The following is a 24816-nucleotide window of genomic DNA, read 5'->3' as shown; positions in this document are numbered from 1 at the left end:
CCGGTTTTTCCCGGCCTTATCTACTTCGTAAACATATCATGCAAACCATCATCAAAACGCTCGCCACTCACCGCGAAAAACCGTTTGTCAGCGTCGTTACACCAACCTGGAATCGCGGCGCATTTCTGCCGTACCTGCTTTACATGTACCGCTATCAGGATTACCCGGCAGACCGCCGCGAACTGGTCATCCTCGACGACTCGCCACAAAGCCATCAACACATCATCGACCGCCTGACCAATGGCACGCCAGAGTCCTTCAACATTCGCTACATCCATCACCCGGAAAAACTGCCGCTGGGCAAAAAACGTAACATGCTCAACGAACTGGCGTGCGGCGAATACATCCTCTGCATGGATGACGACGACTACTACCCGGCAGATAAAATCTCCTGGACTATCGCCATGATGCAAAAACACCGGGCGCTCATCTCCGGCTCCGACCAGATCCCTATCTGGTACAGCCATATCAACCGCATCTTTCAAAGCCGCAGCTTTGGCCCACATAACATCCTCAACGGCACCTTTTGCTATCACCGTAACTACCTGAAAAGGCACCGTTACGACGATGATTGCACTTTAGGCGAAGAGAAAAGTTTCACCGACAATTTCAGTGTAAACCCGCTGCAACTGCCCGGCGAGCGCACAATTCTGTGTATCTCGCACAGCCACAACACCTTTGATAAAGACTTTATTCTCGGGGCCAGCACGCCAGTAAACGCGGCGCTTGCAGATATCGTCCGCGATCCGCTGCTGCGCAATGCTTATCTGAGTCTGCATAACGCCACTCATCACCAGGCGATCAATCATCAGGCTGTCGATCAGATCGTTCTGCTGAATCTGGATAAACGCCCGGATCGCTTACAACAGATCCGTGAAGAACTGGCACTGCTGCATATTCCGCCTGAAAAGATCACCCGCCTTGCCGCCAGTGAAGATGAAAACGGTCAACGGGGTCGCCGTCAGTCACACTTGCAGGCGCTGCGCCTGGCGCAACAGCACGGCTGGCAAAACTACCTGCTGCTGGAAGATGACGCGGTTATTCTCAAGCAGGAGAAACATATTCAGGTGCTGAACACGCTGCTCACGAGCCTGGCGAAAATTCCCTGGCAGGTGATGATCCTCGGCGGCGAAATTTCGCAGGGAACGATGCTAAAAAGTTTGCCTGGGCTGGTGCACACGCGGGACTGCCGCAAAGTGTGCGCTTATCTGGTGAACAGCCGCTACTACCCGCAACTGGCGCAGCAGATGAGCAACGGTGAGCACTCGCTGGAAACCTGCTGGCAGCCGCTGCTGCGCGCCGACAAATGGCTGGCCTGTTACCCGAGTCTTAGTTATCAGCGACCGGGCTTTAGTGATATCGAGAAAAAAGTGACCGACAACATTAGTCACTATTTCAATAAGTTACCCATAGCCACAAAGCCATCCGCGTTACCCATCGCCGACACCATCGGCTTTTTTATGGAAACCTCATTCCACTACGCGCTCTACCGCCCCATCATCACCGCCCTACAGGCGCAGGGGCAGAGCTGCACGCTGGTGATCAACGACCGCGTGTTTAAACCGTTTCTTGATGAAATGCTGGCGACGCTAAAAAACATCGACGATCAGCAGCTTAAAGGAATGCGCTTATCTGAAATGCAGGCATATGGTCAGCGGGTAAAATGCCTGGTCAGCCCCTACCATACGCCCGCGCTCAATGGCCTGGCGGCGGTGAACGTCCGCTCTATGTACGGCTTAGCCAAAGAAACGTGGAACCACGCCGACTGGAACCGTTTTTACCAACGCATTTTGTGTTATAGCCACTACAGCCAGCAGGCGCTGGAACATTTCGGCAGTGCGAAAGTGGTCGGCAACCCGCGCTTCGACGCCTGGCATAACGGCACGTTCGACCGTGCGTTGCCGGAAAATATCCAACCCGATTCCCATAAACCTACGGTGCTCTACGCCCCCACGTTTGGCGCATTAAGCTCCCTGCCCCACTGGGCAGAAAAATTGGGCCGCTTAAGCGGCGATGTGAACCTGATGTGCAAACTGCACCACGGCACCTGCTCGCGCCCGGAAGAAGCCGCATCGCTGGCCCTGGCGCGCAGGCATTTAAAACAGCGCACCGACTCCGCCCGCCATACGCTTTCGCTACTGGCAAAGGCCGATTACGTGCTCACCGATAACAGCGGCTTTATTTTCGATGCTATCCACGTTGATAAGCGGGTAATCCTGCTTGATTTTCCTGGCATGGTAACGTTGCTCGACGGTGAGAAAAGTTACTCCACGCCGGAGAGCGCAGACCAGCGAATCCGCGAAATATTGCCGGTGGCTCATGACATGGCAGAGCTGCGTTACTTGTTGTCAGAGGCGTTTGAATGGGGCACGGTGCAGGCGAAGCTTACGGAGATTCGTCATCATTATTGCGATGCGTTTATGGATGGCAAGGCGGGAGAACGGGCGGCGATGGTGATAGTGGAGGCGTTGGCGGGCAAGGAACCGTCAGGGATATGTCGATAAAATTCGATTTTTTAAACATGTCGTTGGAATACGTTTATGCCATCGACATGTTTTGGCGATATGTCGAAAAAACGCGATTTTTTAAACATATTTAACATAGCCAAACGGCATCATCTTCTCTCACTGCGGGAATTAAATTAGTAGGTGGCTGATTTACCCCTAATCACCTCAATAATCCCCGTCGTCGACACCGACGGCGTGCGGGGGAAATAGACCACCTCACAAATATACGCGAAGCTGTCAAACTTCCCTGCCCAGTCATCGCCCATCACCAAAATATCCGCACTGTACCCGCGCAAATACTCCGCTTTCTGCTCCAGCGATTCCTCCAGAAATACGCCATCCACGCACGACAGCCCGGCGATGATCGCCATGCGGTCATCCTGATGGTAAACCGGCGCCCTGCCCTTTTTGGCAATATTTAAGGCGTCGGATGATACGCCGACCAGCAGCCTTTCGCCCAGCGAGCGGGCGCGTTGTAAAAGGCGCAGATGACCGACATGGAACACATCAAAGGTGCCGAAGGTGATGACCGTTTTCATGGCTACTCCGCTAATTTATGCCGCAGCCAGCACTGCACGGCGATATCGTCCACCGCTTTTTGCGCTTTCGCCGTGGCGCTTTCTTGTTGCTCGCGGCGTTTGTCGTCCAGCGTCAGGGCCACCACTTTCTCTTCGCACGCCGCCGCCGTCAGGTTTTTCTGCATTCGCGTGGCTTTGATGTTAGCCAGCGTTTTTTCCTGCTCCTGCCAGGCGATTACCCTGCGCAAAGTGCCTTTGTAGCCGCTGACGTTTTTCAGCGATTCCACCGACGCCGCCGCGCCCGCAGACGTTTTCTCCACCAGGTAGCCTAACGCCTTGATATTGTTGTCATAGCCTGCGCAGATCTGTTTTTGCTTTGCCAGCTCGACGGTTTTGTCTTTGACCGATTTATCCCGCAGGCGCTGCAATTGCGCCAGGGTGTCAATGATTTGTCGCATAGTTACTGTTCTGCCTTTTTGGCACCAGGAAAGAGAATTTGCAGGCGGCTTTGCACCAGTTCGAGGGAGGCGGGTTCGCGCATCTCCTGGCGCAAAAATCGCTCGATTGCCGGGAACATTTTTACCGCTTTGTCGACGCTGGCATCCGCGCCTGCCACGTAGCCGCCGAGCGGGATCAGCGGTTTGATCTCCATATAGGCGGCGTAGTTTTGCTTTAACGCGCGGGCGGATTGCTGATGTTCCGGGCGGGTGACCTGATTCATGCAGCGGCTGATCGACTGGCCGATATCAATGGCCGGATAGTGCCCCGCTTCCGCCAGTTTGCGGGTTAATACGATATGCCCGTCCAGCACCGCACGGGCGCAGTCGACAATCGGATCTTGCTGGTCGTCGCCTTCCGCCAGCACGGTGTAGATGGCGGTCATCGATCCCGCGCTTTCGCTGTTGCCTGCGCTTTCGACCAGTTTGGGGATCATGCCGAATGCCGATGGCGGATAGCCTTTGGTGGCGGGCGGTTCGCCGAGCGAGAGGGCGATTTCCCGCTGGGCCATCGCGTAGCGCGTGAGGGAATCAACCAGCAGTAAAACGTGATGCCCGCGGTCGCGAAACCAGGCGGCGATGGAGTGGCACAGTTCGGTGGCTTTCAGGCGCATCAGCGGCGATTCATCGGCGGGCGCGACAACAACGATAGACTTTGCCAGCCCATCCTCGCCCAGCGAGTGGTCGATAAACTCTTTCACTTCGCGCCCGCGTTCGCCAATCAGCCCGACCACCACGATGTCGGCTTTGGTCTGGCGGGTGATCATCCCCAACAGCACGCTTTTCCCGACGCCGCTGCCCGCCATTAGCCCGACGCGCTGGCCTTTGCCGATGGTCAGCAGGCCGTTGATCGCTTTCACGCCCACGTCTAACGGTTCGTCCACCGAACGGCGGGTTAAGGGATTGACCGAGGGTGGCAACGGCGGCAGAAGGTCGTTGCCGTTCAGGCGGCCTTTACCATCCAGCGGTTCGCCGAGGCCGTTAACCACGCGGCCTAACCAGCTTTCGCCTATCAAAATATCGTGGGCTTTTTCTTCCGGGAAGACGCGCGCCCCCGCCATCAGGCCGACCGGCTGTTTAAACGGCATTAGGTAGGTGATGTCGCGATTAAAGCCCACGGCCTGCGCGTCAATCAGCGTGTGATTGGCGCTTTCAATGCGGCACAGCTGCCCGGTCATTAGCGGGCAGCCGACGCTCTCCAGCAGGATGCCGTTTAGGCGCACCAGCCGCCCGGCGACACGGGCTAATGGGATCGACTCCAGTGAGCGCAGGGCGTTATCGAAAGCGGAAAAATCACTCACCCTGCGACTCCGGTGTGAGTGTTTCTTTCAGCGCGGTCATGCATTGTTCCAGGCGGTGCTCGCAGCCGATATCCAGTTCTGATTTATCGGTAATCACCCGGCATTCCCCCGGCGGTAGATCCGGCGAAGGCGTCAGCCCCCATTCGCTGACCTTTTCCGGCACCGCGTCGCGCAGGCGGTTAAACTCTTCCGTGCTCAGCATCACCTGTAATGTTTCCGGCATTGCCGGGAAGGCCGCCAGCGCCTCTTCCACCAGCGCCAGCAACTGCGTCGGTTGCAGCGCCAGTTCGCAGCGGATCACCTGGCGGGTGACTTTTTCCACCAGTTGCAGCAAATCTTCCCGCTGTTTACGTTCGATATGAGCGAGGAAGTCGTTCACTTTTCCGGTGATGGTTTCCAGCGGCTGCGCCGCCTCAACAAACTGTTTGCGCCCTTCCTGCTGCCCGGCGAGGCTGCCTTCGGTGTAGCCCTGGCGTCGCCCCTCGGCAAAACCTTGTTGATGACCTTCGCTAAAGCCCTGTTCCTGGCCTTCGGTCATTCCCTGAGCAAACCCTTTTTGCAGCCCTTCCTGAAAACCGTCCATCAACTGGCGCTGGTAATCGGCGGCGCTAATGCTGGCGATGAGCGGTTCTCCGGTCACCGCACGCTGGCGTGGCGGAAAACGGTGCAGGCGATAGCGCCCGCGCAGTGTTTCAATGGTCATGGTTACTCCGCCGTCTGTTCCGCAAAGAGCTGTAGCTGAAACTCTCCAGCCTCTTCCAGTTCACGGGCGATACCCATGATTTCGCGGCGGATCTGTTCGATACGGCTGACCGGCACCGGCCCCAGGCGCGCGGTGATCGCTTCCAGTTGCTGCGCCTGACGTTTTGGCATTACCGCGTAAATGGAGCGGCGCAGCAGGGCTTCGGTGCCTTTCAGTGCCACCGCCCAGTCTTCCATCGGCACTTCGTCGAGCAGGCGTCGGCGCACCTCTTCGTTCTGGCGGCTGAGGATAAAGAAGTCGTACATCTCATCCTGCAACTGCTCCAGCACGTTTTCGTCGCGCTCGCGCATCTGGTCGAGGATCACCTGCTGGTTACCCTGGAAACGGTTGACGATATCCGCCGCCTGTTTGATGCCTTTCACTTTCGAGCCGTGCTCCGAGAGCACCGACAGGCCGCGTTCGATCAGCCTGTCCAGTTCATCCACCACGTCGCGGTTGACGTCGTTGAGTTTCGCCACCCGGTAGAGAATTTCGTTTTGCACCGATTCGTTGAGATACGAGAGCACCGCCGCCGAGATTTCCGGCGTCAGAAACGCGAGGAACACCGCCTGTAATTGCAGATGTTCTTCGGAGATCAGCATCGCCAACTGGCGTGGTTCCACCCATTGCAGGCGCGCCATCCGCGAGCGGATCTCATCGCCGTAGATGCCGTTGATCACGCTGCTGGCGATCTCGGTGCCGAGGGCTTTGTTGAGAATGCCCTGCAACATGGATCGCGATGCGCCGTTGATCCCGCTCTGTTCGCGGAATTCATCAAAGAAGTTATTGATCACTTTGCGCGCCATGCTGGTTTTGACGCCGGAAAGCCGCGCCATGTTTTCGCTCAGGCGCACCACTTCTTCGCGGCTGAGTTTTTGCATCACCGTCGCCGCTGCCTCTTCGCCCAGACACAGCAGCAGGATCGCCGCCTGTTCCAGGTAGCTGTTGCTCTTATTTATTGTCAATTCGCTCATTGCTGGTAATCCATTGTCTGAGAACTTCGGCAACGCGATCGGTGTCGCTCATGGCCAGTTTTTGCAGGAACTCGAGTTTTACTTCGAGGCCGGAACTCTGCGAAGGCAGGCTGTCATCGCCGGGCAGCGACGGCAGATCGACGTTTTTACGCTCCTCTTCCGGCATGGCGATCCACGGTTCGCTGACGGCTTCCGGTTCTGGTGTGATAACCGGTGCACGCACCGCCGTCAGGCGTTTCATTACCGGGCGCACCACGAAGAACAGCAACAACAGCGCCAGCAGGCCGCAGCCAATCAGCCGCACCCAGGCCAGCACGCTGTCATCTTTCCACAGCGGGATCACCGGTTCGACCGGGGCCACCTGCGGGACAAAGTTGAGCAGCGATAAGGTGAGATTGTCGCCGCGCTGGGCGTCGATACCGGCGGCATTGTTCAGCAACGCGGTCAGTTGCGTGGTCTGCTCCGGCTTCCAGTTTTTCAGCGCCGGGGCGTTTTGATTGAGCACCACCGCCACGTTGAGGCGTTTCACCGCAAAGCCGGGATGCTGAATATGCTGGACGCTGCGGTCGTAAGAGTAATCGCGCTTGCTTTCGCTGTGTTTGGATAACGCTTCCGGCGAGCGATTTTCTTCCGTACCGTTGGTCATCTGATTCGCCGCAACCGGCGGACGGTTGCTGAGCGAACCGGGCACGCCCATCGCCACCTGATTGGTGTCGCTGTCCAGCACGCTCTCTTCGCGGTTAATTTTCGGCGCGTCGCCGTAGTGTTCCTGGGTTTCGTCGATGGTACTGAGGTCGAGATCCGGCATCACGCTGACGCGGTAATTCCCGCTACCGACCAGCGAATCCAGCACGTTCGCCACGCTGGCGCGGGTTTTGTCCTGGATATCTTTGAGGATCTGATCGCGTTTACGGGTAGCGGCAGAAACCGCTTCGCCTGCGCCGATGCCGTCGGTCAGCAGATTTCCCGCCTGATCGACGACGCTAACTTTACTGGCGTGCAGCCCCGGAATGCTGCCGGAAACCAGATGCACGATGGCGTTCACCTGGTCCATATTCAGCTTCGCGCCGTAGTGCAGACGCACCACCACCGAGGCGCTGTTTTGCGGCTCATCGCTGACCACAAACGAGCTTTCCTCGTTGAGCGCCAGATGTACCCGCGCGCTCTCCACCGCGTCCAGCGACATAATGCTCTGCGCCAACTCCCCTTCGAGGCTGCGTTTATAGCGCACGTTCTGCACGAACTGGCTACTGCCGAGCACTTCGTCTTTGTCCATCAGCTCGTAGCCGCTGGGCAATATCGCCTGCACGCCTTTGGCGGCAAGGGTCATGCGCGTTTTCGACAGTGCATCTTCCGGCACCAGTATCTGTCCGCTTTGAGGATCGATGCGATAGGTGAGCTTTTCGCCATCCAGCACGGTGACAATCTGCGACACGGGCAGATTTTCCTGGCGTCCGTAGAGCGAGACGTAGCCGCGATTACCGGTCCACAGCACGCTGACGATAATCGCCGTCGCCGCAACGGCAAGCCCCACACCCGCCATCAGCGCCCAGCGTTTGTTATCTGCGAGACGCAGTCGAAACGCCGGAAACGCCTGGGTCAACTTTTTGATCAGTTCATTCATAGTGTTAGATCGACATGCTCATCAGATCGTTAAATCCGGTGGCGATTTTGTTGCGCACCTGCACCAGCGCGGAAAAAGAGAGCGACGCCTGCTGGCTGGCGATCATCGCACCTGCCAAATCATCACTTTTGCCCGTGTCGACAGCCGTTTGCTGCTGCTCCGCCACCTGCTGGAACTGATCAACGTGACCAAGCGCGCCGTACATAATGCGGTTAAATGAAACGTCCGGGTCGGTGGAACTGAAGGTCATAGCGGGCAGCACCGGCGCCTGGGCGTTGGCCTGCATCCGCTGCACGTCCTGCATGATTTGCGCCTGCATGGTGCTGTTGATTGTGGTAATGCTCATTTTTAACTTCCGGGTCAGGAGAAAACTTCGAAACCTTGCTTGCGCATGGAGGCCAGTCGATAGCGCAGTGCGCGCGGGGTAATGCCTAACAGGTCGGCGATTTTGCTGCGATTGCCCTGATATTTACGCATCAGGTCGGCGATATATTGATATTGCGCGCTTCGTCCGTGCTGGCCCAAATCGCTGGTTTCGGCAATGTGGACCGCGGGCTGAACAGGCCATTGCAGTTCGCTGCAGTCGGCAACGTCCGTTTCCGGCAAGCCTAAGGCGTCGGGGTAAATCACGCCGTCGCGGTTTAAGATCATTCCCCGCTGAATGGCGTTCTCCAGCTGGCGAACGTTGCCGGGCCAGCGGTAATTGAGCAGCGCACGGCGGGTAGATTCTGAAAGGGTGATATTTTTCACCAGCACCGTTGAGTATTTTTTAATAAATGACTCTGCCAGCGGAATAATATCGTTCAGGCGTTCACGTAGCGGTGGCATAGTAATAGGAATAACCGCCAGTCGATAATAGAGATCTTCGCGAAAACGCCCTTCGGCGACCTCCTGCTCAAGGTTTTTATTGGTGCAGGCAATCAGGCGAAAATTGAGTTTATTTTGTCGGTTGCTGCCTAATCGCTCAACCTGTTGTTCCTGCAATACGCGTAATATTTTGGCCTGTAACGCCAGCGGCATATCGCCAATTTCATCGAGCAATAAGGTACCGTTATTCGCCAGTTCCATTTTTCCTGGCACGCTGGTAATTGCGCCGGTAAATGCGCCTTTGTCGTAGCCAAATAGCGTGGCTTCCAGCATGTTTTCCGGGATAGCCGCGCAGTTCACGCCGATATAGGGCGCGCTATCATTTTCACCAAAGGCGACGGTGTGAATATATTTCGCCACGCATTCTTTGCCCGCGCCAGTTTCGCCCTGAATCAGCACCGGCACGTTAAAGGCGGCGACGCGCTTTGCCAGAGTAAAAGCGTTAATGCTGGAAGCGGCAGTTGCAATAAGTTCAGACATAGGGTGAACGATATAAGTAGCGACAGAAAACAGGATGTTCTGAAGCGTATCACCGGTGGGATTAACAAGTTTGAATTAAACGATAATAAAAATATTATTTGTTTACAAACAACGAGTTATCCATGTAGGCCGGATAAGGCGTTTACGCCGCATCCGGCAATTGTGCACCGATGCCTACGACAGAACGGTACGCCGCATCCGGCAATTGTGCGCCAATGCCTGATGCGACGCTGCGCGTCTTATCAGGCCTACAGTTTGTGCAATGTTTTACGACGATGCCCGATATCTCGCCCTTTAATAATTTAATTATTATTTCACCCTATTAATAATTTGCCCCTTTCACTCCCCCTCTATTTAATACCTCACCTTGTGTCACTGCCGGAATTGCGTGCACAAAAACGCCCATACCATTACAGCAGAGAAAGTAAGCCATGCTGAAGTACAGTAAAACGCCAGGCATCTTTAAATTAGAAGGTAATCGGCTCGGACGCCCCTACCATCGCCTGCCGACCCTATTTACGGGGAATTTTGACGTGATTGATTCGCATCTTGGCAGTTACTTTCTCAAAAAGCATCGCAGCAATATCACCTTAAAAAAGATTGGCTGCGAAATGGATATTATCAATAAAAACGCCGAACTGATGGTTTCCCAGGTCGGGCATCTGGCGTTTGATATTGATCGCTCCTTATTGTTAATGCTGCTGGGCAATTTTTATGGTCTGGAATCATCTCTGGAAGAAGCGAAAGCACATAATGGACTGCCGACCAAAACCGAAACGCGATTAAAGAATCGTCTGGCGCTGGATATCTGCACGCTGATTTTTAATCTGCAAACCTCCGGTATTGCGCTGAAATTAAAGCTGGACAGCAGCACGGTGATGACCCACTGGGCGTATCAATTAACCTTTACCCTCGCGGGCGATGAAGAGAGCAGTTTTCGTATTTTGCTCGACGACGCCCATACCGATTTTATTTTGAATCTGATCCGCCACAGCGAGCACAGTAAACCGCAGCAGGTGGCGAAATCCGTTAATAAACCGGCCCTGATTAAAGAAATCATCCGCTCCCTGCCGCTGACTCTGAACGTCAAAATCGCCGAGTTGTCGCTGAATGTCGCGGATCTCACGCAGATAAAAGCCGGGGATATTTTACCCATATCACTGGGAGAAACGTTCCCGGTGGCGATTGGGCAATCTGAATTATTTAGCGCCCTGATTGTGGAAGACAAAGACAAACTGTTTTTGTCGGAGCTGGCGGGCAAAAATGAGAATAACCATGAGTAAGCAAGAAGATATTTTAGCCGGGGATTTTGGCCTCACTGATGAAGTTGCGCCTGTCGCGAAATCCGCCGATGCCAAAACGCTGGTCACCCGCCTGGAGGACCGTTTTTCCGACTCTATGACGCTGCTGAAACGCATTCCGGTGACCTTAACGCTGGAAGTGTCGTCGGTGGAGATCATGTTAGCCGACCTGCTTAACATCGACGACGACACGGTGATTGAGCTGGATAAACTCGCCGGGGAGCCGCTGGATATCAAAGTGAACAATATCCTGCTGGGCAAAGCGGAAGTGGTGGTGGTCAACGAGAAGTACGGCCTGCGCGTGCTGGAATTTAACACCCGCTATATCAACGACCTGGCACCATGAAACGCCGCACTCAACTGACGCTGGGCCTTGGGCTGCTGGCGCTTGCGCCGCTGGCAATCGCCCAGGGCGGCGATATTGCGCTGCTAAACGTGGTGACCCACGGCAACACTCAGGAGTACAGCGTCAAAATTCAGGTACTGATTCTGATGACCCTCGTCGGTTTGCTGCCGACGATGGTGCTGATGATGACCTGTTTCACACGCTTTATTATCGTGCTGTCGCTGCTGCGCCAGGCGCTGGGGCTGCAACAAACGCCGCCGAACCGCATTCTGATTGGCATTGCGCTCTCCCTCACCATGCTGGTGATGCGCCCTATCTGGCTCAATATTTACGACCACGCGGTGGTGCCGTTTGAAAACGATCAGATTACCCTAACCGATGCGTTAAACACCGCCGCGACGCCGCTGAAACGCTTTATGCTGGCGCAGACCGACAAAAAAGCGATGGCGCAAATCATGACCATCGGCGGCGCGAAGGGCAATGCCGCCGACCAGGATCTCTCTATCGTGGTGCCTGCCTATGTGTTGAGCGAGCTGAAAACCGCTTTCCAGATTGGCTTTATGATTTACATCCCGTTTCTGGTTATCGACCTGATTGTCGCAAGCGTATTGATGGCGATGGGGATGATGATGCTGTCGCCACTGATTGTTTCACTGCCCTTTAAGCTGATGCTGTTTGTGCTGATCGACGGCTGGTCGCTGACCATCGGCACGCTCACCACCAGCATTCGCGGGCTGGGGCTGGGCTGATTATGTTGACCGTAGACGTAGCCGCCGACATTGTCGCCAGCGGCATTAAGGTAGTGATTTTACTGGTTTCCGTGCTGGTGGTGCCGAGTTTACTGGTCGGCCTGCTGGTGAGCGTGTTCCAGGCGGTGACGCAGATTAACGAACAGACCCTGAGCTTTTTGCCGAGGCTGATTGTCACGCTGGTGGTGCTGGGCGTGTGCGGCAAATGGATGATTATCCAGTTGCATGATCTCTGCATTCACCTGTTTACCCAGGCCGCGTTGCTGGTGCATTGAGATGCGCACAAGCGACGTTACGCAACTGATGGATCTGGCGCTGGGGCTGTGGTTTCCCTTCGTGCGCATTATGGCGTTTCTGCGCTATGTGCCGGTGCTGGATAACAGCGCCCTGACCGTACGCGTGCGGATTATTTTGTCGCTGGCGCTGGCAATCATCATCACGCCGTTGATCCCCCATCCCATTCCCCACGACCTACTTTCGCTCAACAGCCTGATCCTGACGGTGGAGCAAATTTTATGGGGCATGTTATTCGGGCTGATGTTTCAGTTTCTGTTTCTCGCGCTGCAACTCGCCGGGCAAATTCTCTCGTTCAATATGGGGATGAGCATGGCGGTGATGAATGATCCGAGCAGCGGCGCATCGACCACGGTGCTGGCGGAGTTAATTAACGTCTATGCGATCCTGCTGTTTTTTGCCATGGACGGGCATCTGCTGCTGGTGAGCGTGTTGTACAAGGGCTTCACCTACTGGCCAATTGGCAACGCGCTGCATCCGCAAACCCTGCGAACCATCGCGCTGGCCTTTAGCTGGGTGCTGGCGTCCGCATCGCTGCTGGCGCTGCCGACCACCTTCATCATGCTGATTGTGCAGGGCTGCTTTGGCCTGCTCAATCGCATCGCGCCGCCGCTGAACCTCTTTTCACTCGGCTTTCCCATCAACATGTTGGCGGGGCTGGTCTGTTTCGCCACCCTGCTCTACAACCTGCCGGATCACTATCTGCATCTGGCGAATTTTGTGTTGCAGCAACTCGACGCGCTGAAAGGTCACTATGGCGGATAGCAGCAGCGAAGAAAAAACAGAGAAACCCTCGGCGCAAAAGCTGCGTAAAGCGCGTGAAGAGGGGCAACTGCCGCGCTCGAAGGATATGGGGCTGGCGGCGAGCCTGTTTGCGGCGTTTGTGGTGATTTCCAGCAGCTTCCCGTGGTATGCCGATTTTGTGCGCGAGAGTTTTATTAGCGTGCATCAGTACGCGCAGGAGATTAATAACCCGGAAGTGATCGGCCAGTTTCTGCGCCATCACCTGTTAATTCTCGGCAAGTTTATTCTCACACTGCTGCCGATGCCCGCCGCCGCGCTGCTCTCTTCGCTGGTGCCCGGCGGCTGGCTGTTCTTACCGAAAAAAATCCTCCCGGACTTCAGCAAAATCAGCCCGTTAAAAGGCATTGGGCGGCTGTTTTCCAGCGAGCATCTGGCGGAAACGGGAAAGATGACGGTGAAGTCGGTGGTGGTACTGGTAATGCTGTGGATTAGCCTGCGCAATAACTTTGCCGCCTTTCTTGGCCTGCAGGCGCTGCCGTTCAAACTGGCGATGAATGAGGGTTTGTCGCTCTACGCCAGCGTGATGCGCAACTTTGTCATTCTGTTTATTTTCTTCGCGCTTGTCGACGTGCCGCTGGCGAAAGCCCTGTTTACCAAAGGGCTGAAGATGACTAAGCAGGAGCTGAAAGAAGAGTACAAAAATCAGGAAGGTAAGCCGGAAGTGAAGGCGCGCGTGCGGCGGCTGCAACGGCAGCTGGCGATGGGGCAAATCCGCAAAGTGGTGCCAAAAGCCAACGTGGTAATCACCAACCCGACCCACTACGCCGTGGCGTTGCAGTATGACCAGTCGCGCGCCGCCGCGCCGTTTGTGGTAGCGAAAGGCACTGATGAAATCGCCCTCTATATTCGCCAGGTCGCCACGGAGAATCAGGTGGAAGTGGTCGAGTTCCCGCGGTTGGCGCGCTCGGTTTACTACACCACCCAGGTGAACCAGCAAATTCCGTTTCAACTTTACCGGGCCATCGCCCACGTTCTGACCTACGTCCTGCAAATGAAACACTGGCGCGAGGGCGCACAGCCGCGCCCGGCCCTGAACAGACATATTTCCATTCCCAAAGAGGTGCTTAAACTGGATGGCGAAAACAACTAAATCGTTCCTCGCGCTGCTGCGCGGCGGCAATCTCGGCGTGCCGCTGGTGATCCTGTGTATTCTGGCGATGGTTATTCTGCCGCTGCCGCCTGCGCTGCTGGATATTCTGTTCACCTTCAACATTGTGCTGGCGGTGATGGTGCTGCTGGTGGCGGTGTCGGCGAAACGACCGCTGGAATTCAGCCTGTTCCCGACCATTTTGCTGATCACCACCTTAATGCGCCTGACGCTTAACGTTGCTTCTACGCGCGTGGTGCTGCTGCACGGGCATCTTGGCGCGGGCGCGGCGGGTAAGGTGATTGAGTCGTTTGGTCAGGTGGTGATTGGCGGCAACTTTGTCGTCGGCTTCGTGGTGTTTATCATCCTGATGATCATCAACTTTATCGTCGTCACCAAAGGGGCCGAGCGTATTTCCGAGGTTTCTGCCCGCTTTACTCTGGACGCGATGCCCGGCAAACAGATGGCGATTGACGCCGATCTTAACGCCGGATTGATCAACCAGGCGCAGGCGCAAACCCGGCGTAAAGATGTTGCCAGCGAGGCCGATTTCTACGGCGCGATGGACGGGGCGTCGAAGTTTGTGCGCGGGGATGCCATCGCCGGGATGATGATTCTGGCGATCAACCTGATCGGCGGCGTCTGTATCGGGATCTTTAAATACAACCTGAGCGCCGATGCCGCCTTCCAGCAATATGTGCTGATGACCATCGGGGACGGCCTGGTGGCGCAGATCCCTTCCCTGCTGCTCTCCACCGCGGCGGCGATAATCGTCACCCGCGTCAGCGACAACGGCGATATTGCCCATGACGTGCGCCACCAGCTGCTGGCAAGCCCGTCTGTGCTCTTCACCGCTACCGGAATTATGTTCGTGCTGGCGGTGGTGCCGGGAATGCCGCACCTGCCGTTTTTGCTGTTCAGCGCCCTGCTGGGCTTTACCGGCTGGCGAATGAGCAAACGCCCGCAGGCGGCGGAGGCGGAAGAGAAAAGCCTCGAAACGCTGACCCGCACCATCACCGAAACCAGCGAGCAACTGGTCAGTTGGGAAACCATTCCGCTGATCGAGCCCATCAGCTTAAGCCTCGGCTACAAGCTGGTGGCGCTGGTGGATAAAGCGCAGGGTAACCCGCTCACCCAGCGGATTCGCGGCGTGCGGCAGGTGATTTCCGACGGCAACGGCGTGCTGCTGCCGGAGATCCGCATTCGGGAAAACTTCCGTCTCAAGCCCAGCCAGTACGCTATTTTCATCAACGGCATTAAGGCTGATGAAGCGGATATTCCGGCGGATAAACTGATGGCCCTGCCCTCCAGCGAAACCTACGGTGAAATTGACGGCGTGCTGGGGAACGACCCGGCGTACGGGATGCCGGTGACCTGGATCCAGCCTGCGCAGAAAGCGAAGGCGCTGAATATGGGGTATCAGGTGATCGACAGCGCCAGCGTGATTGCTACCCATGTGAACAAGATTGTGCGCAGCTATATTCCTGATCTGTTTAACTATGACGATATTACGCAGCTGCATAACCGTTTGTCGTCGATGGCACCGCGCCTGGCGGAAGATTTGAGCGCGGCGCTCAATTACAGCCAGTTGCTGAAAGTGTACCGGGCGCTGCTGACCGAAGGCGTTTCCCTGCGTGATATCGTCACCATCGCCACCGTGCTGGTCGCCAGTAGCACGGTGACCAAAGATCATATTCTGCTGGCAGCTGATGTGCGCCTGGCGCTGCGGCGTAGCATCACCCATCCATTCGTTCGCAAGCAGGAGCTGACGGTGTATACGCTGAATAATGAGCTGGAAAATCTGCTGACCAACGTGGTGAATCAGGCGCAACAGGGCGGCAAAGTGATGCTTGATAGCGTGCCAGTGGACCCGAATATGCTCAACCAGTTCCAGAGCACGATGCCGCAGGTAAAAGAGCAGATGAAAGCGGCGGGGAAAGACCCGGTACTGTTGGTGCCGCCGCAGCTGCGCCCTTTGCTGGCGCGTTATGCAAGGTTGTTTGCGCCGGGGCTGTATGTGCTGTCGTATAACGAAGTGCCGGACGAGCTGGAGTTGAAGATTATGGGGGCGTTGAGTTGATGGCTTTTAAGAAACGCAATACGATGACATCAATTTATGACGTCAGGGATTGATAAGATGATGAAAACGCGTTCATTAATATCTCAAGCATCGAACATTATCACCATTAAAGGTCAACCGGCTGCAGTAACATTTGAAGCTGATATCAACGCATTTCGCGGCAAATTCCTCAATGTAAATGGTTATTGCGACTTTGTGGCGACAAGCATTGAGGCATTGTACCGGGAAGGTGAAAGTGCGCTGGATGAGTGGATGGCGGATTGTGAAGAGGACGGCATTGCCCCTTTTCGTGAAGAAGAAGAGCAAAAACGCCTGACGCTTCGTGTTCCTCATCACATCGATTCACGGCTGACCATTGTCGCCAGACAACATTCCATTTCAAAAAATCAGCTTATTGTTGATGTATTAGAACGTGAGTTTTCATCCCAGATGTAAACAGGTCGGATGCCATATGGCATCCGATTTTTTGCCTGATCGTCAGTATTCTCCATTTACAAAATCGTCTCTTCCGTCAAAATCCGCCGCGCGCCCAAAAAATGGTTCTGCCAGAAAGGTTCGGCTAACCGGCTTATCCGAATGGTTTCGCCGGTACGTGGCGACTCGATAAATTGCCCATCGCCCAAATACACGCCCATATGATCGGCTATCTCGCGGCTGTGGATATGGAAAAACAGCAAATCTCCCCGGCGCAGGTCGTTGTTCGCCACAATCGTTGCCCGATGGTAGTGATACATCTCATTGGCCGTGCGCGGGAGCTTCGCCTCGAGGATCTTGTTGTAGGCATAAAAAACCAACCCGCTACAGTCGAAGCCTTGATCGGGCCGCGTACCGCCCCAGACGTAAGGCTTGCCAATCTGCTGCTCCAGGCGGTGAATCGCCACTTCGGTAATATTGTGCAGATGGTCGCTGCTTAAGAAGTGGTTGTTTTCCGCCAGCGCCTGCCAGCGTCGGTCGCTCAGCTTCAGTGGGCCTGGGAACCACTCCGGGTGCTGTTTTATCTGTTCACGGTTGTGCTGGCGCAGCGCCCTTCTGCTTTCGGCATTGCCTTCCACAATGTAGCTGGCCTGTTTTTTCAGATGTGCCTGGTACAGTTTGAGTACCCGCGCACGGTTTTGCATCCGCTGGCGGGCGGCGTAGCTGAAAGAGATATGTGATGTGGTGGCGCTGGCAAGTAAAGGAAGCAAAAGGGACAAAGAAAACACGCCCAGGCGCAGCAATCTGTCGTGAGAGAACAAATACATGGAGGATATAAACCGGCTGAATGAAGATGAGAATATTAGAGGAAAGGAAGGAGAGGCGGGATTATTAATTGCTTATTTGCATATTACTATCGAGGTTTCATAACCTTAGGAAATAAGAAATAAACCGCTTTACATGCGCTTTTCGGACTTTTGAAAATCGCCACTTATGCTAAATTTGTAAACCCAGCGCCGACAGACTTGCGTAAAACTCTTTTGGTGATAATGTGAGCCTTCCAAATCCAGACTATTCCGATTTGGGATCTATTTTGCCGTCCTGGCGTGTGTAACCGTTTTATCAAGGAATAAGCAGTATGCGTAAAATCGCATTAATTCTTGCGATGTTGTTGATCCCGTGCGTTTCATTCGCCGGTTTGCTGGGCAGCAGTAGCTCTACCACGCCAGTGAGCAAAGAGTATAAGCAGCAGTTGATGGGATCCCCTGTCTACATCCAGATCTTCAAGGAAGAACGTACGCTCGATCTCTACGTCAAAATGGGCGAGCAATATCAACTGCTCGACAGTTATAAAATCTGTAAATATTCCGGCGGGTTAGGACCCAAACAGCGTCAGGGCGATTTTAAAAGTCCGGAAGGGTTTTATAGCGTTCAGCGTAATCAGTTAAAACCAGACAGCCGTTACTACAAAGCGATTAATATTGGTTTCCCCAATGCCTATGACCGTGCGCATGGTTATGAAGGGAAATACCTGATGATCCACGGCGATTGTGTTTCCATCGGCTGCTACGCAATGACCAATCAGGGTATTGATGAGATCTTCCAGTTCGTTACTGGCGCGCTGGTATTTGGTCAGCCGAGCGTGCAGGTGAGTATTTACCCGTTCCGCATGACCGACGCTAATATGAAGCGCCATAAATATTCCAACTTTAAGGACTTCTGGGAGCAACTGAAGCCAGGCTATGACTACTTTGAACAGACCCGTAAGCCACCGACCGTTTCTGTGGTCAATGGTCGTTACGTGGTCAGCAAGCCGTTGAGCCACGAAGTGGTGCAACCACAGCTGGCATCAAACTACACGCTCCCCGAGGCAAAATAAGCGCCATTCGCCTGGCATAATCTTTTGCCAGGTTTCATTGCCCGTCAGCGGCTGTGTCGCAATCACCGTGACCACATCATTCGGTGTGGTCTGCGAGCTGAAGTCGATTTCCACATCCTGATCCAGCAACGTTGCCACGCCAAACGGCGCGCGGCGGGTGATCCAGTGTAAATTAGTCGAGCAATACGCCATTACATAGCGCCCATCCGAAAGCAGCATGTTGAAAACGCCCTTCTGCCGCAGTTCGTCCGCCAGTGAGGCGATATATTTAAACACTGCTGCCATGTTGCCCGGCGTGCGCGGGTAACGCTGCGTTAATTTATGCAGCAGCCAGCAGAAGGCTTTTTCGCTGTCGGTTTCACCTACTGGGCGGAAGTTGCCGGTTTCCAGTGATTTGTAGCCCGTCAGTTGCCCGTTATGGGCGTACGTCCAGTTGCGTCCCCATAACTCGCGGGTAAACGGGTGAGTATTTTCCAGTGCCACCTCGCCCCGATTGGCCTGGCGAATATGAGCCACAACCGAACAGGATTTTATCGGATAGTCCTGGACCAGTTTGGCGATGGGGGAATTAAAGCTGGGTTGTGGATCTTTAAATGTGCGACAGCCTTTACCTTCGTAAAAGGTGATGCCCCAGCCATCTTTATGTGGCCCGGTTCCACCACCACGCTGCACAAGCCCGGTGAAACTAAAGCAGATATCGGTAGGGACGTTGGCGCTCATCCCGAGCAATTCGCACATCGGTAACCTCCACAACAGCGGGAGCACATGGCCCCCGGCGAAGATTGATTTAAGAATTTTCAGGTCGGATGCGGCGTAAACGCCTTATCCGGCCTACGCCAGACTTACTTAACCATCTCTTTTTCAATCAACTGGATCAGGATATGGATCACTTTAATGTGGATCTCCTGAATGCGGTCGGCATAACCAAAGTGCGGAACGCGAATTTCGATATCCGCTGTGCCAGCCATTTTACCGCCGTCTTTACCGGTCAGGGTGATCACTTTCATCCCCTTCTCACGCGCCGCCGCAATCGCTTTGATCACGTTTGCTGAGTTACCGGAGGTGGAGATCCCCAGCAGCACATCGCCTTCGCGTCCTACGGCTTCAACGTAGCGGGAGAAAATATCGTTGAAACCAAAATCGTTGCCAACACAGGTGATGTGGCTGACATCTGAAATGGCAATCGCCGGATAGCCCGGACGGTTTTCACGGTAACGACCGGTCAGTTCTTCTGCAAAGTGCATGGCGTCGCAATGGGAGCCGCCGTTGCCACAGGAAAGCACCTTGCCACCGGCTTTAAAGCTGTCTGCTAACAGGACCGCCGCGCGCTGAATGGCGTGAATATTGGCGTCATCTTTTAAAAAGTTAGCCAGCGTTTCCGCCGCTTCGTTCAGTTCGTTACGAATAAGATCCTGGTACATGAGGATATCCTTCAGCATAAATGAATTAGACAAAATGCAGTGTACCGGATACCACCAAAAGCGAGAAGACCAGTGCGGTGGAATGACCAGGACTTTTTGACCCAAAGTGCGGATAAAAACAGCAACAATGTGAGCTTCGTTGTAATTATATTGTAAACACATTGCTAAATGCTTTTACATCCACTACAACCATATCATCACAAGTGGTCGGACCTCCTACAAGCAAGGGGCTTTTCGTTATGATGATTTTGAGTATTCTCGCTACGGTTGTCCTGCTCGGCGCGTTGTTCTATCACCGCGTGAGCTTATTTATCAGCAGTCTGATTTTGCTCGCCTGGACAGCCGCCCTCGGCGTTGCTGGTCTGTGGTCGGCGTGGGTACTGGTGCCTCTGGCCATTATCCTTGTGCCGTTTAACTTTGCGCCTATGCGTAAGTCGATGATTTCCGCGCCGGTATTTCGCGGTTTCCGTAAAGTGATGCCGCCAATGTCGCGCACTGAGAAAGAAGCGATCGACGCAGGCACCACATGGTGGGAAGGCGATTTGTTCCAGGGCAAGCCAGACTGGAAAAAGCTGCATAACTATCCGCAGCCGCGCCTGACTGCCGAAGAGCAAGCGTTTCTCGACGGCCCGGTAGAAGAAGCCTGCCGGATGGCGAATGATTTCCAGATTACTCATGAGCTGGCGGATCTGCCGCCGGAGTTGTGGGCGTATCTGAAAGAGCATCGTTTCTTCGCGATGATCATCAAAAAAGAGTACGGCGGACTGGAGTTCTCGGCTTATGCCCAGTCTCGCGTGCTGCAAAAACTCTCCGGCGTGAGCGGGATCCTGGCGATTACCGTCGGCGTGCCGAACTCATTAGGCCCGGGCGAGCTGCTGCAACATTACGGCACTGATGAGCAGAAAGATCACTATCTGCCACGTCTGGCGCGTGGTCAGGAGATCCCTTGCTTTGCGCTAACCAGCCCGGAAGCGGGTTCCGATGCGGGCGCGATTCCGGACACCGGGATTGTCTGCATGGGCGAGTGGCAGGGCCAGCAGGTGCTGGGGATGCGTCTGACCTGGAACAAACGCTACATTACGCTGGCCCCCATTGCGACCGTGCTTGGTCTGGCGTTTAAGCTCTCCGACCCGGAAAAACTGCTGGGTGGCGCAGAAGATTTAGGTATTACCTGTGCGCTGATCCCGACCACCACGCCGGGCGTGGAAATTGGTCGTCGCCACTTCCCGCTGAACGTACCGTTCCAGAACGGACCGACGCGCGGTAAAGATGTCTTCGTACCGATCGATTACATTATCGGCGGGCCGAAAATGGCCGGGCAAGGCTGGCGGATGCTGGTGGAGTGTCTCTCGGTAGGCCGCGGCATCACCCTGCCTTCCAATTCAACCGGCGGCGTGAAATCAGTAGCGCTGGCAACGGGCGCGTATGCGCACATCCGCCGTCAGTTCAAAATCTCTATTGGTAAGATGGAAGGGATTGAAGAGCCGCTGGCGCGTATTGCCGGTAATGCCTACGTGATGGATGCTGCGGCGTCGCTGATTACCTACGGCATTATGCTCGGTGAAAAACCTGCCGTGCTGTCAGCTATCGTCAAGTATCACTGTACCCACCGCGGGCAGCAGTCGATTATTGATGCGATGGATATTACCGGCGGTAAAGGCATTATGCTCGGGCAAAGCAACTTCCTGGCCCGTGCTTACCAGGGCGCACCGATTGCCATCACCGTTGAAGGGGCTAACATTCTGACCCGCAGCATGATGATCTTCGGCCAGGGGGCGATTCGTTGCCATCCGTACGTGCTGGAAGAGATGGAAGCAGCGAAGAACAATGACGTTAACGCGTTCGATAAACTGCTGTTCAAACATATCGGTCACGTCGGTAGCAACAAAGTTCGCAGCTTCTGGCTGGGCCTGACGCGCGGTTTAACCAGCAGCACGCCAACCGGCGATGCCACTAAACGCTACTATCAACACCTGAACCGCCTGAGCGCCAACCTCGCCCTGCTTTCTGATGTCTCGATGGCGGTGCTGGGCGGCAGCCTGAAACGTCGCGAACGTATCTCGGCACGTCTGGGTGATATTTTAAGTCAGCTTTACCTTGCCTCTGCCGTTCTGAAGCGTTATGACGATGAAGGCCGCAATGAAGCTGACCTGCCGCTGGTGCACTGGGGCGTACAGGATGCGCTGTATCAGGCTGAACAGGCGATGGATGATTTACTGCAAAACTTCCCGAACCGCGTGGTTGCCGGACTGCTGAATGTGGTGATCTTCCCGACCGGACGTCATTATCTGGCACCTTCTGACAAGCTGGATCATAAGGTGGCGAAGATTTTACAAGTGCCGAACGCCACCCGTTCCCGCATTGGGCGCGGTCAGTACCTGACGCCGAGCGAGCATAACCCGGTAGGTTTACTGGAAGAGGCGCTGGTGGATGTGATTGCCGCCGACCCGATTCATCAGCGGATCTGTAAAGAGCTGGGTAAAAACCTGCCGTTTACCCGTCTGGATGAACTGGCACACAACGCGCTGGCGAAGGGGCTGATTGATAAAGATGAAGCCGCCATTCTGGTGAAAGCGGAAGAAAGCCGTCTGCGCAGTATTAACGTTGATGACTTTGAGCCGGAAGAGCTGGCGACGAAGCCGGTAAAGTTACCGGAGAAAGTGCGGAAAGTTGAAGCCGCGTAATTGAATAACGGAGCCGAAAGGCTCCGTTTCTTTATCCGCTAATTATTTAAAATTAAAGCCATCCGGATGGTTTTCCAGGCTGCCGGTCAACGCCGCGAACAGCACCGTTTTACCATCAATCGAAAGCGCATCGTTCACATTCAGCCAGGTGAGTTTCTCTTGCGACGTTTTCTCATCAATAGTCGAGAACAGCCCCGTCATCTGATTAGATTTCTCGGACCACATCACAGCGATACGTTGCGAGCCACAGTCATGCAGTTTGCACGCGCTCATCACCTGATACGTCTCATCTCCCAATGTCACGGTTTGTGCGGGAGTATAAGTACCGCCTTTCACCACCCAGGCAGGCAGCTTATGCCCTTGCACCATCTGATTAAACGCAGCTTTGGTGGTTTCGCCCTTTGCCAGGCTGCTAATAGTTAAATCATCCTGCGCCATTGCACTGGTGGCGATGACCAGAGCGGCGACTGTCGTTATTGCCTTAAACATCATTCCTCCCGAGCTTATCCTGCCCATGTTATTAACCTCCTAAAGCCTGGCGATAACACGATAATTTGCAAATCAGATATTTCCAATATCAGCATTTGTTATCAATTTATTCCGCAGTAAGGTAATAGCCTGATAAGGTGTTAAAGTTATAAAACCCTTCGCATAAAGGAGTTGTACACCGTGCCTGGTTTGAAGATTACGCTTTTGCAGCAACCGTTGGTGTGGATGGATGGTCCTGCCAACCTGCGCCATTTTGATCGTCAACTGGAAGGTATTACCGGGCGCGATGTGATCGTTCTACCGGAGATGTTTACCAGCGGCTTTGCCATGGAAGCGGCAGCTTCGTCGCTAGCACAAGATGACGTAGTGAACTGGATGACAGCCAAAGCGCAGCAGTGCAATGCGCTGATTGCAGGCAGTGTTGCATTACAAACGGAGTCTGGTTCGGTTAATCGATTTTTGCTGGTTGAGCCTGACGGCAAGGTGCATTTTTATGACAAGCGTCATCTGTTCCGAATGGCAGATGAGCATCTGCATTATAAAGCGGGCAATGCGCGAGTGATTGTGGAATGGCGCGGCTGGCGTATTTTACCGCTGGTGTGCTACGACTTACGTTTTCCGGTGTGGTCGCGCAATCTCAACGATTACGACCTCGCCCTGTACGTCGCCAACTGGCCTGCTCCGCGCTCTCTGCACTGGCAGGCATTGCTGACGGCCCGCGCGATTGAGAATCAGGCGTATGTGGCGGGATGTAATCGCGTCGGCAGTGATGGCAACGGCTGTCATTATCGCGGTGACAGCCGGGTGATTAATCCACAGGGCGAGATTATCGCTACTGCCGACGCGCATCAGGCAACGCGCATTGATGCGGAGCTGTCGATGGCTGTGTTAAGGGAATATAGAGAAAAGTTTCCGGCATGGCGGGATGCGGATGAGTTTAGGTTGTGGTGAGTGGGGGTTGTGTTTAGGGCCGGGGAGAGTCGGGGTAAGATTATGAAAGCCCCTGCAAGCAGCTAACTGAGGTAGTTAATGATGGCTGAACACGATATTACGCCAGAAGTCACCATTTCCAAAACATAGCGCCACTGTTCGGTAAGTTATCTGCCCAACCGCAGCAACACGCCGGTAATCAAAATCAGCGCCAAATGGCTGAGGAAAGCGGGATTTGGGAGCGACACGGGCGTTACCGTGAAGATCTCGGAGGGTTGCCTGATCCTGCTTGCAGATAACAATGAAGTACAGGTACTGCGCAGGGAGCTTTATCTGGTTAAACAGGCAGTTAAGGGGATGCGTGACGGAATGTTTAGTGTGCTGAACGAAAGCTAAATAATAAAAAGCCGGGAAGATTTAATTTCTTACCAGGCGTTATTACTATTTAACTAATCTTTTTAAATAAATAACAACATCATGTTCTAACAAATGATTGAAGATATTATTAAAAGTACATAGATGCTCATATTCACTCTTTGTTATAACAAGGTCATTTTCGCAGATATAATCACATAATATTTCAAAAGCTAATGGCTCTTCCCCAAAATCGATGTAACTCAGCGCATAATTCAGTTCATCTTCAGAAAGTCTGTCATGAAAATTTTCACCAAATTCTTTTAACTCGATACCAGTAGCAGTAGCAGTAGCAGTAGCAGTAGCAGTAGTCATCATTTTGCGCCCGGTAAAGGTGGAATCGGTCCACTATCAGGAAATGCAGTAACTATTCAGGGCAAGATTACGAAAGGCTGCTCCCCGCAAGGACTGACG

General features: G+C 54.3%; 25 protein-coding genes and 1 pseudogene. 13 read left to right on the top strand and 13 right to left on the bottom strand.

The genetic code is table 11. The annotated features are described in order from the left end of the window. Positions 1–38: 38 nt before the first annotated feature. Positions 39–2504 carry a glycosyltransferase gene (locus FEK66_RS07170; protein WP_135494398.1) on the top strand — a complete coding sequence of 822 codons (2466 nt, stop codon included), beginning with the start codon at positions 39–41 and terminating at the stop codon, positions 2502–2504. Positions 2505–2641: 137 nt separating this feature from the next. Here the strand turns inward: FEK66_RS07170 and FEK66_RS07165 are convergent, their stop codons facing one another. Genes FEK66_RS07165 through FEK66_RS07130 form a run of 8 tightly spaced genes read right to left on the bottom strand, consistent with a single transcriptional unit; the run spans position 2642 to position 9510 of the window. After that, on the bottom strand, positions 2642–3046 hold the full coding sequence (locus FEK66_RS07165; RefSeq protein WP_135494400.1) for an adenylyltransferase/cytidyltransferase family protein: 405 nt from the start codon (positions 3044–3046) through the stop codon (positions 2642–2644). A 2-nt stretch (positions 3047–3048) separates the two neighbouring features. Further along, entirely contained in the window at positions 3049–3483 is a 435-nt protein-coding gene (gene fliJ, locus FEK66_RS07160; protein ID WP_135494402.1) for a flagellar export protein FliJ, read from the bottom strand. 2 nt (positions 3484–3485) lie between these two features. Continuing rightward, on the bottom strand, positions 3486–4823 hold the full coding sequence (fliI, locus tag FEK66_RS07155) for a flagellar protein export ATPase FliI (protein WP_130218454.1): 1338 nt from the start codon (positions 4821–4823) through the stop codon (positions 3486–3488). After that, positions 4816–5526, bottom strand: coding sequence for a flagellar assembly protein FliH (gene fliH / locus FEK66_RS07150; RefSeq protein WP_135494404.1), 711 nt, complete (start codon positions 5524–5526; stop codon positions 4816–4818). Before fliH ends, fliI begins: the two co-directional genes overlap by 8 nt. Before the next feature lie 2 nt (positions 5527–5528). Beyond that, complete coding sequence (locus FEK66_RS07145; RefSeq protein ID WP_135410637.1) at positions 5529–6539, bottom strand: flagellar motor switch protein FliG; 1011 nt, start codon at positions 6537–6539, stop codon at positions 5529–5531. Then, entirely contained in the window at positions 6517–8163 is a 1647-nt protein-coding gene (fliF, locus tag FEK66_RS07140; RefSeq protein WP_135494406.1) for a flagellar basal-body MS-ring/collar protein FliF, read from the bottom strand. The genes FEK66_RS07145 and fliF overlap by 23 nt, the downstream gene beginning before the upstream one ends. A gap of 4 nt (positions 8164–8167) precedes the next feature. Then, a complete protein-coding gene (locus tag FEK66_RS07135; protein WP_000029089.1) occupies positions 8168–8509 on the bottom strand; it encodes a flagellar hook-basal body complex protein FliE in 342 nt (113 codons plus the stop codon). A 14-nt stretch (positions 8510–8523) separates the two neighbouring features. Then, positions 8524–9510 (bottom strand): sigma-54 dependent transcriptional regulator, encoded by a 987-nt coding sequence (locus FEK66_RS07130; protein WP_135494408.1) that lies wholly within the window; start codon positions 9508–9510, stop codon positions 8524–8526. Between the two features lie 431 nt (positions 9511–9941). Here FEK66_RS07130 and FEK66_RS07120 point away from each other — a divergent pair, with 431 nt between their 5' ends. The 8 genes from FEK66_RS07120 to FEK66_RS07085 all read left to right on the top strand — a co-directional run bounded on the left by FEK66_RS07120 (position 9942) and on the right by FEK66_RS07085 (position 16606). Further along, positions 9942–10793, top strand: a complete 852-nt coding sequence (locus FEK66_RS07120) for a FliM/FliN family flagellar motor switch protein (protein ID WP_135494412.1) — start codon at positions 9942–9944, stop codon at positions 10791–10793. Next, complete coding sequence (locus FEK66_RS07115; RefSeq protein WP_135494414.1) at positions 10786–11157, top strand: FliM/FliN family flagellar motor switch protein; 372 nt, start codon at positions 10786–10788, stop codon at positions 11155–11157. Before FEK66_RS07120 ends, FEK66_RS07115 begins: the two co-directional genes overlap by 8 nt. Further along, positions 11154–11906, top strand: a complete 753-nt coding sequence (fliP, locus tag FEK66_RS07110) for a flagellar type III secretion system pore protein FliP (protein ID WP_135494416.1) — start codon at positions 11154–11156, stop codon at positions 11904–11906. The genes FEK66_RS07115 and fliP overlap by 4 nt, the downstream gene beginning before the upstream one ends. 2 nt (positions 11907–11908) lie before the next feature. Next, on the top strand, positions 11909–12181 hold the full coding sequence (locus FEK66_RS07105; protein ID WP_000958542.1) for a flagellar biosynthetic protein FliQ: 273 nt from the start codon (positions 11909–11911) through the stop codon (positions 12179–12181). Position 12182: 1 nt separating this feature from the next. Then, on the top strand, positions 12183–12965 hold the full coding sequence (gene fliR, locus FEK66_RS07100; RefSeq protein ID WP_001260503.1) for a flagellar biosynthetic protein FliR: 783 nt from the start codon (positions 12183–12185) through the stop codon (positions 12963–12965). After that, positions 12955–14094: a flagellar type III secretion system protein FlhB gene (locus tag FEK66_RS07095; protein WP_135494418.1), complete on the top strand. Its 1140-nt coding sequence runs from the start codon at positions 12955–12957 to the stop codon at positions 14092–14094. The genes fliR and FEK66_RS07095 overlap by 11 nt, the downstream gene beginning before the upstream one ends. Next, positions 14078–16171 (top strand): flagellar biosynthesis protein FlhA, encoded by a 2094-nt coding sequence (locus tag FEK66_RS07090; RefSeq protein ID WP_135494420.1) that lies wholly within the window; start codon positions 14078–14080, stop codon positions 16169–16171. The genes FEK66_RS07095 and FEK66_RS07090 overlap by 17 nt, the downstream gene beginning before the upstream one ends. A 78-nt stretch (positions 16172–16249) precedes the next feature. After that, positions 16250–16606 (top strand): type II toxin-antitoxin system HicB family antitoxin, encoded by a 357-nt coding sequence (locus tag FEK66_RS07085; RefSeq protein WP_105278667.1) that lies wholly within the window; start codon positions 16250–16252, stop codon positions 16604–16606. A gap of 56 nt (positions 16607–16662) precedes the next feature. Here the strand turns inward: FEK66_RS07085 and FEK66_RS07080 are convergent, their stop codons facing one another. Then, entirely contained in the window at positions 16663–17412 is a 750-nt protein-coding gene (locus tag FEK66_RS07080; protein WP_135494422.1) for a C40 family peptidase, read from the bottom strand. Positions 17413–17723: 311 nt separating this feature from the next. Here FEK66_RS07080 and dpaA point away from each other — a divergent pair, with 311 nt between their 5' ends. Further along, positions 17724–18464: a peptidoglycan meso-diaminopimelic acid protein amidase gene (gene dpaA / locus FEK66_RS07075; RefSeq protein WP_001225679.1), complete on the top strand. Its 741-nt coding sequence runs from the start codon at positions 17724–17726 to the stop codon at positions 18462–18464. On the opposite strand, the gene FEK66_RS07070 is transcribed toward dpaA, so the two are convergent. Both FEK66_RS07070 and lpcA read right to left on the bottom strand, forming a co-directional pair. Beyond that, positions 18435–19202 carry a class II glutamine amidotransferase gene (locus tag FEK66_RS07070; RefSeq protein WP_000333380.1) on the bottom strand — a complete coding sequence of 256 codons (768 nt, stop codon included), beginning with the start codon at positions 19200–19202 and terminating at the stop codon, positions 18435–18437. The genes dpaA and FEK66_RS07070 overlap by 30 nt on opposite strands. Before the next feature lie 104 nt (positions 19203–19306). Next, positions 19307–19885, bottom strand: coding sequence for a D-sedoheptulose 7-phosphate isomerase (gene lpcA / locus FEK66_RS07065; RefSeq protein ID WP_016159301.1), 579 nt, complete (start codon positions 19883–19885; stop codon positions 19307–19309). A 239-nt stretch (positions 19886–20124) separates the two neighbouring features. Here lpcA and fadE point away from each other — a divergent pair, with 239 nt between their 5' ends. Beyond that, the gene (gene fadE, locus FEK66_RS07060) at positions 20125–22569 is read left to right on the top strand and encodes an acyl-CoA dehydrogenase FadE (RefSeq protein WP_088376517.1); all 2445 of its coding nucleotides are present in this window, start codon (positions 20125–20127) and stop codon (positions 22567–22569) included. Positions 22570–22611: 42 nt separating this feature from the next. Here the strand turns inward: fadE and ivy are convergent, their stop codons facing one another. Next, positions 22612–23058: an Ivy family C-type lysozyme inhibitor gene (ivy, locus tag FEK66_RS07055; protein WP_205714132.1), complete on the bottom strand. Its 447-nt coding sequence runs from the start codon at positions 23056–23058 to the stop codon at positions 22612–22614. A 180-nt stretch (positions 23059–23238) separates the two neighbouring features. Between ivy and yafV the strand changes: the two genes are divergently transcribed. After that, positions 23239–24009: a 2-oxoglutaramate amidase gene (yafV, locus tag FEK66_RS07050; RefSeq protein WP_135494426.1), complete on the top strand. Its 771-nt coding sequence runs from the start codon at positions 23239–23241 to the stop codon at positions 24007–24009. An 81-nt stretch (positions 24010–24090) separates the two neighbouring features. Then, positions 24091–24384, top strand: a pseudogene (locus tag FEK66_RS07045) (SymE family type I addiction module toxin). Positions 24385–24429: 45 nt separating this feature from the next. Here FEK66_RS07045 and FEK66_RS07040 read toward each other — a convergent pair. After that, positions 24430–24720: a MafI family immunity protein gene (locus tag FEK66_RS07040; protein WP_240780256.1), complete on the bottom strand. Its 291-nt coding sequence runs from the start codon at positions 24718–24720 to the stop codon at positions 24430–24432. Positions 24721–24816: the final 96 nt, after the last annotated feature.

Source organism: Escherichia sp. E1130 (assembly GCF_005781065.1).
Classification (GTDB): Bacteria; Pseudomonadota; Gammaproteobacteria; order Enterobacterales; family Enterobacteriaceae; genus Escherichia.
The sequence above is the reverse complement of the archived record's forward strand: the minus strand, read 5'-3'. Positions and strand labels throughout refer to the sequence as shown.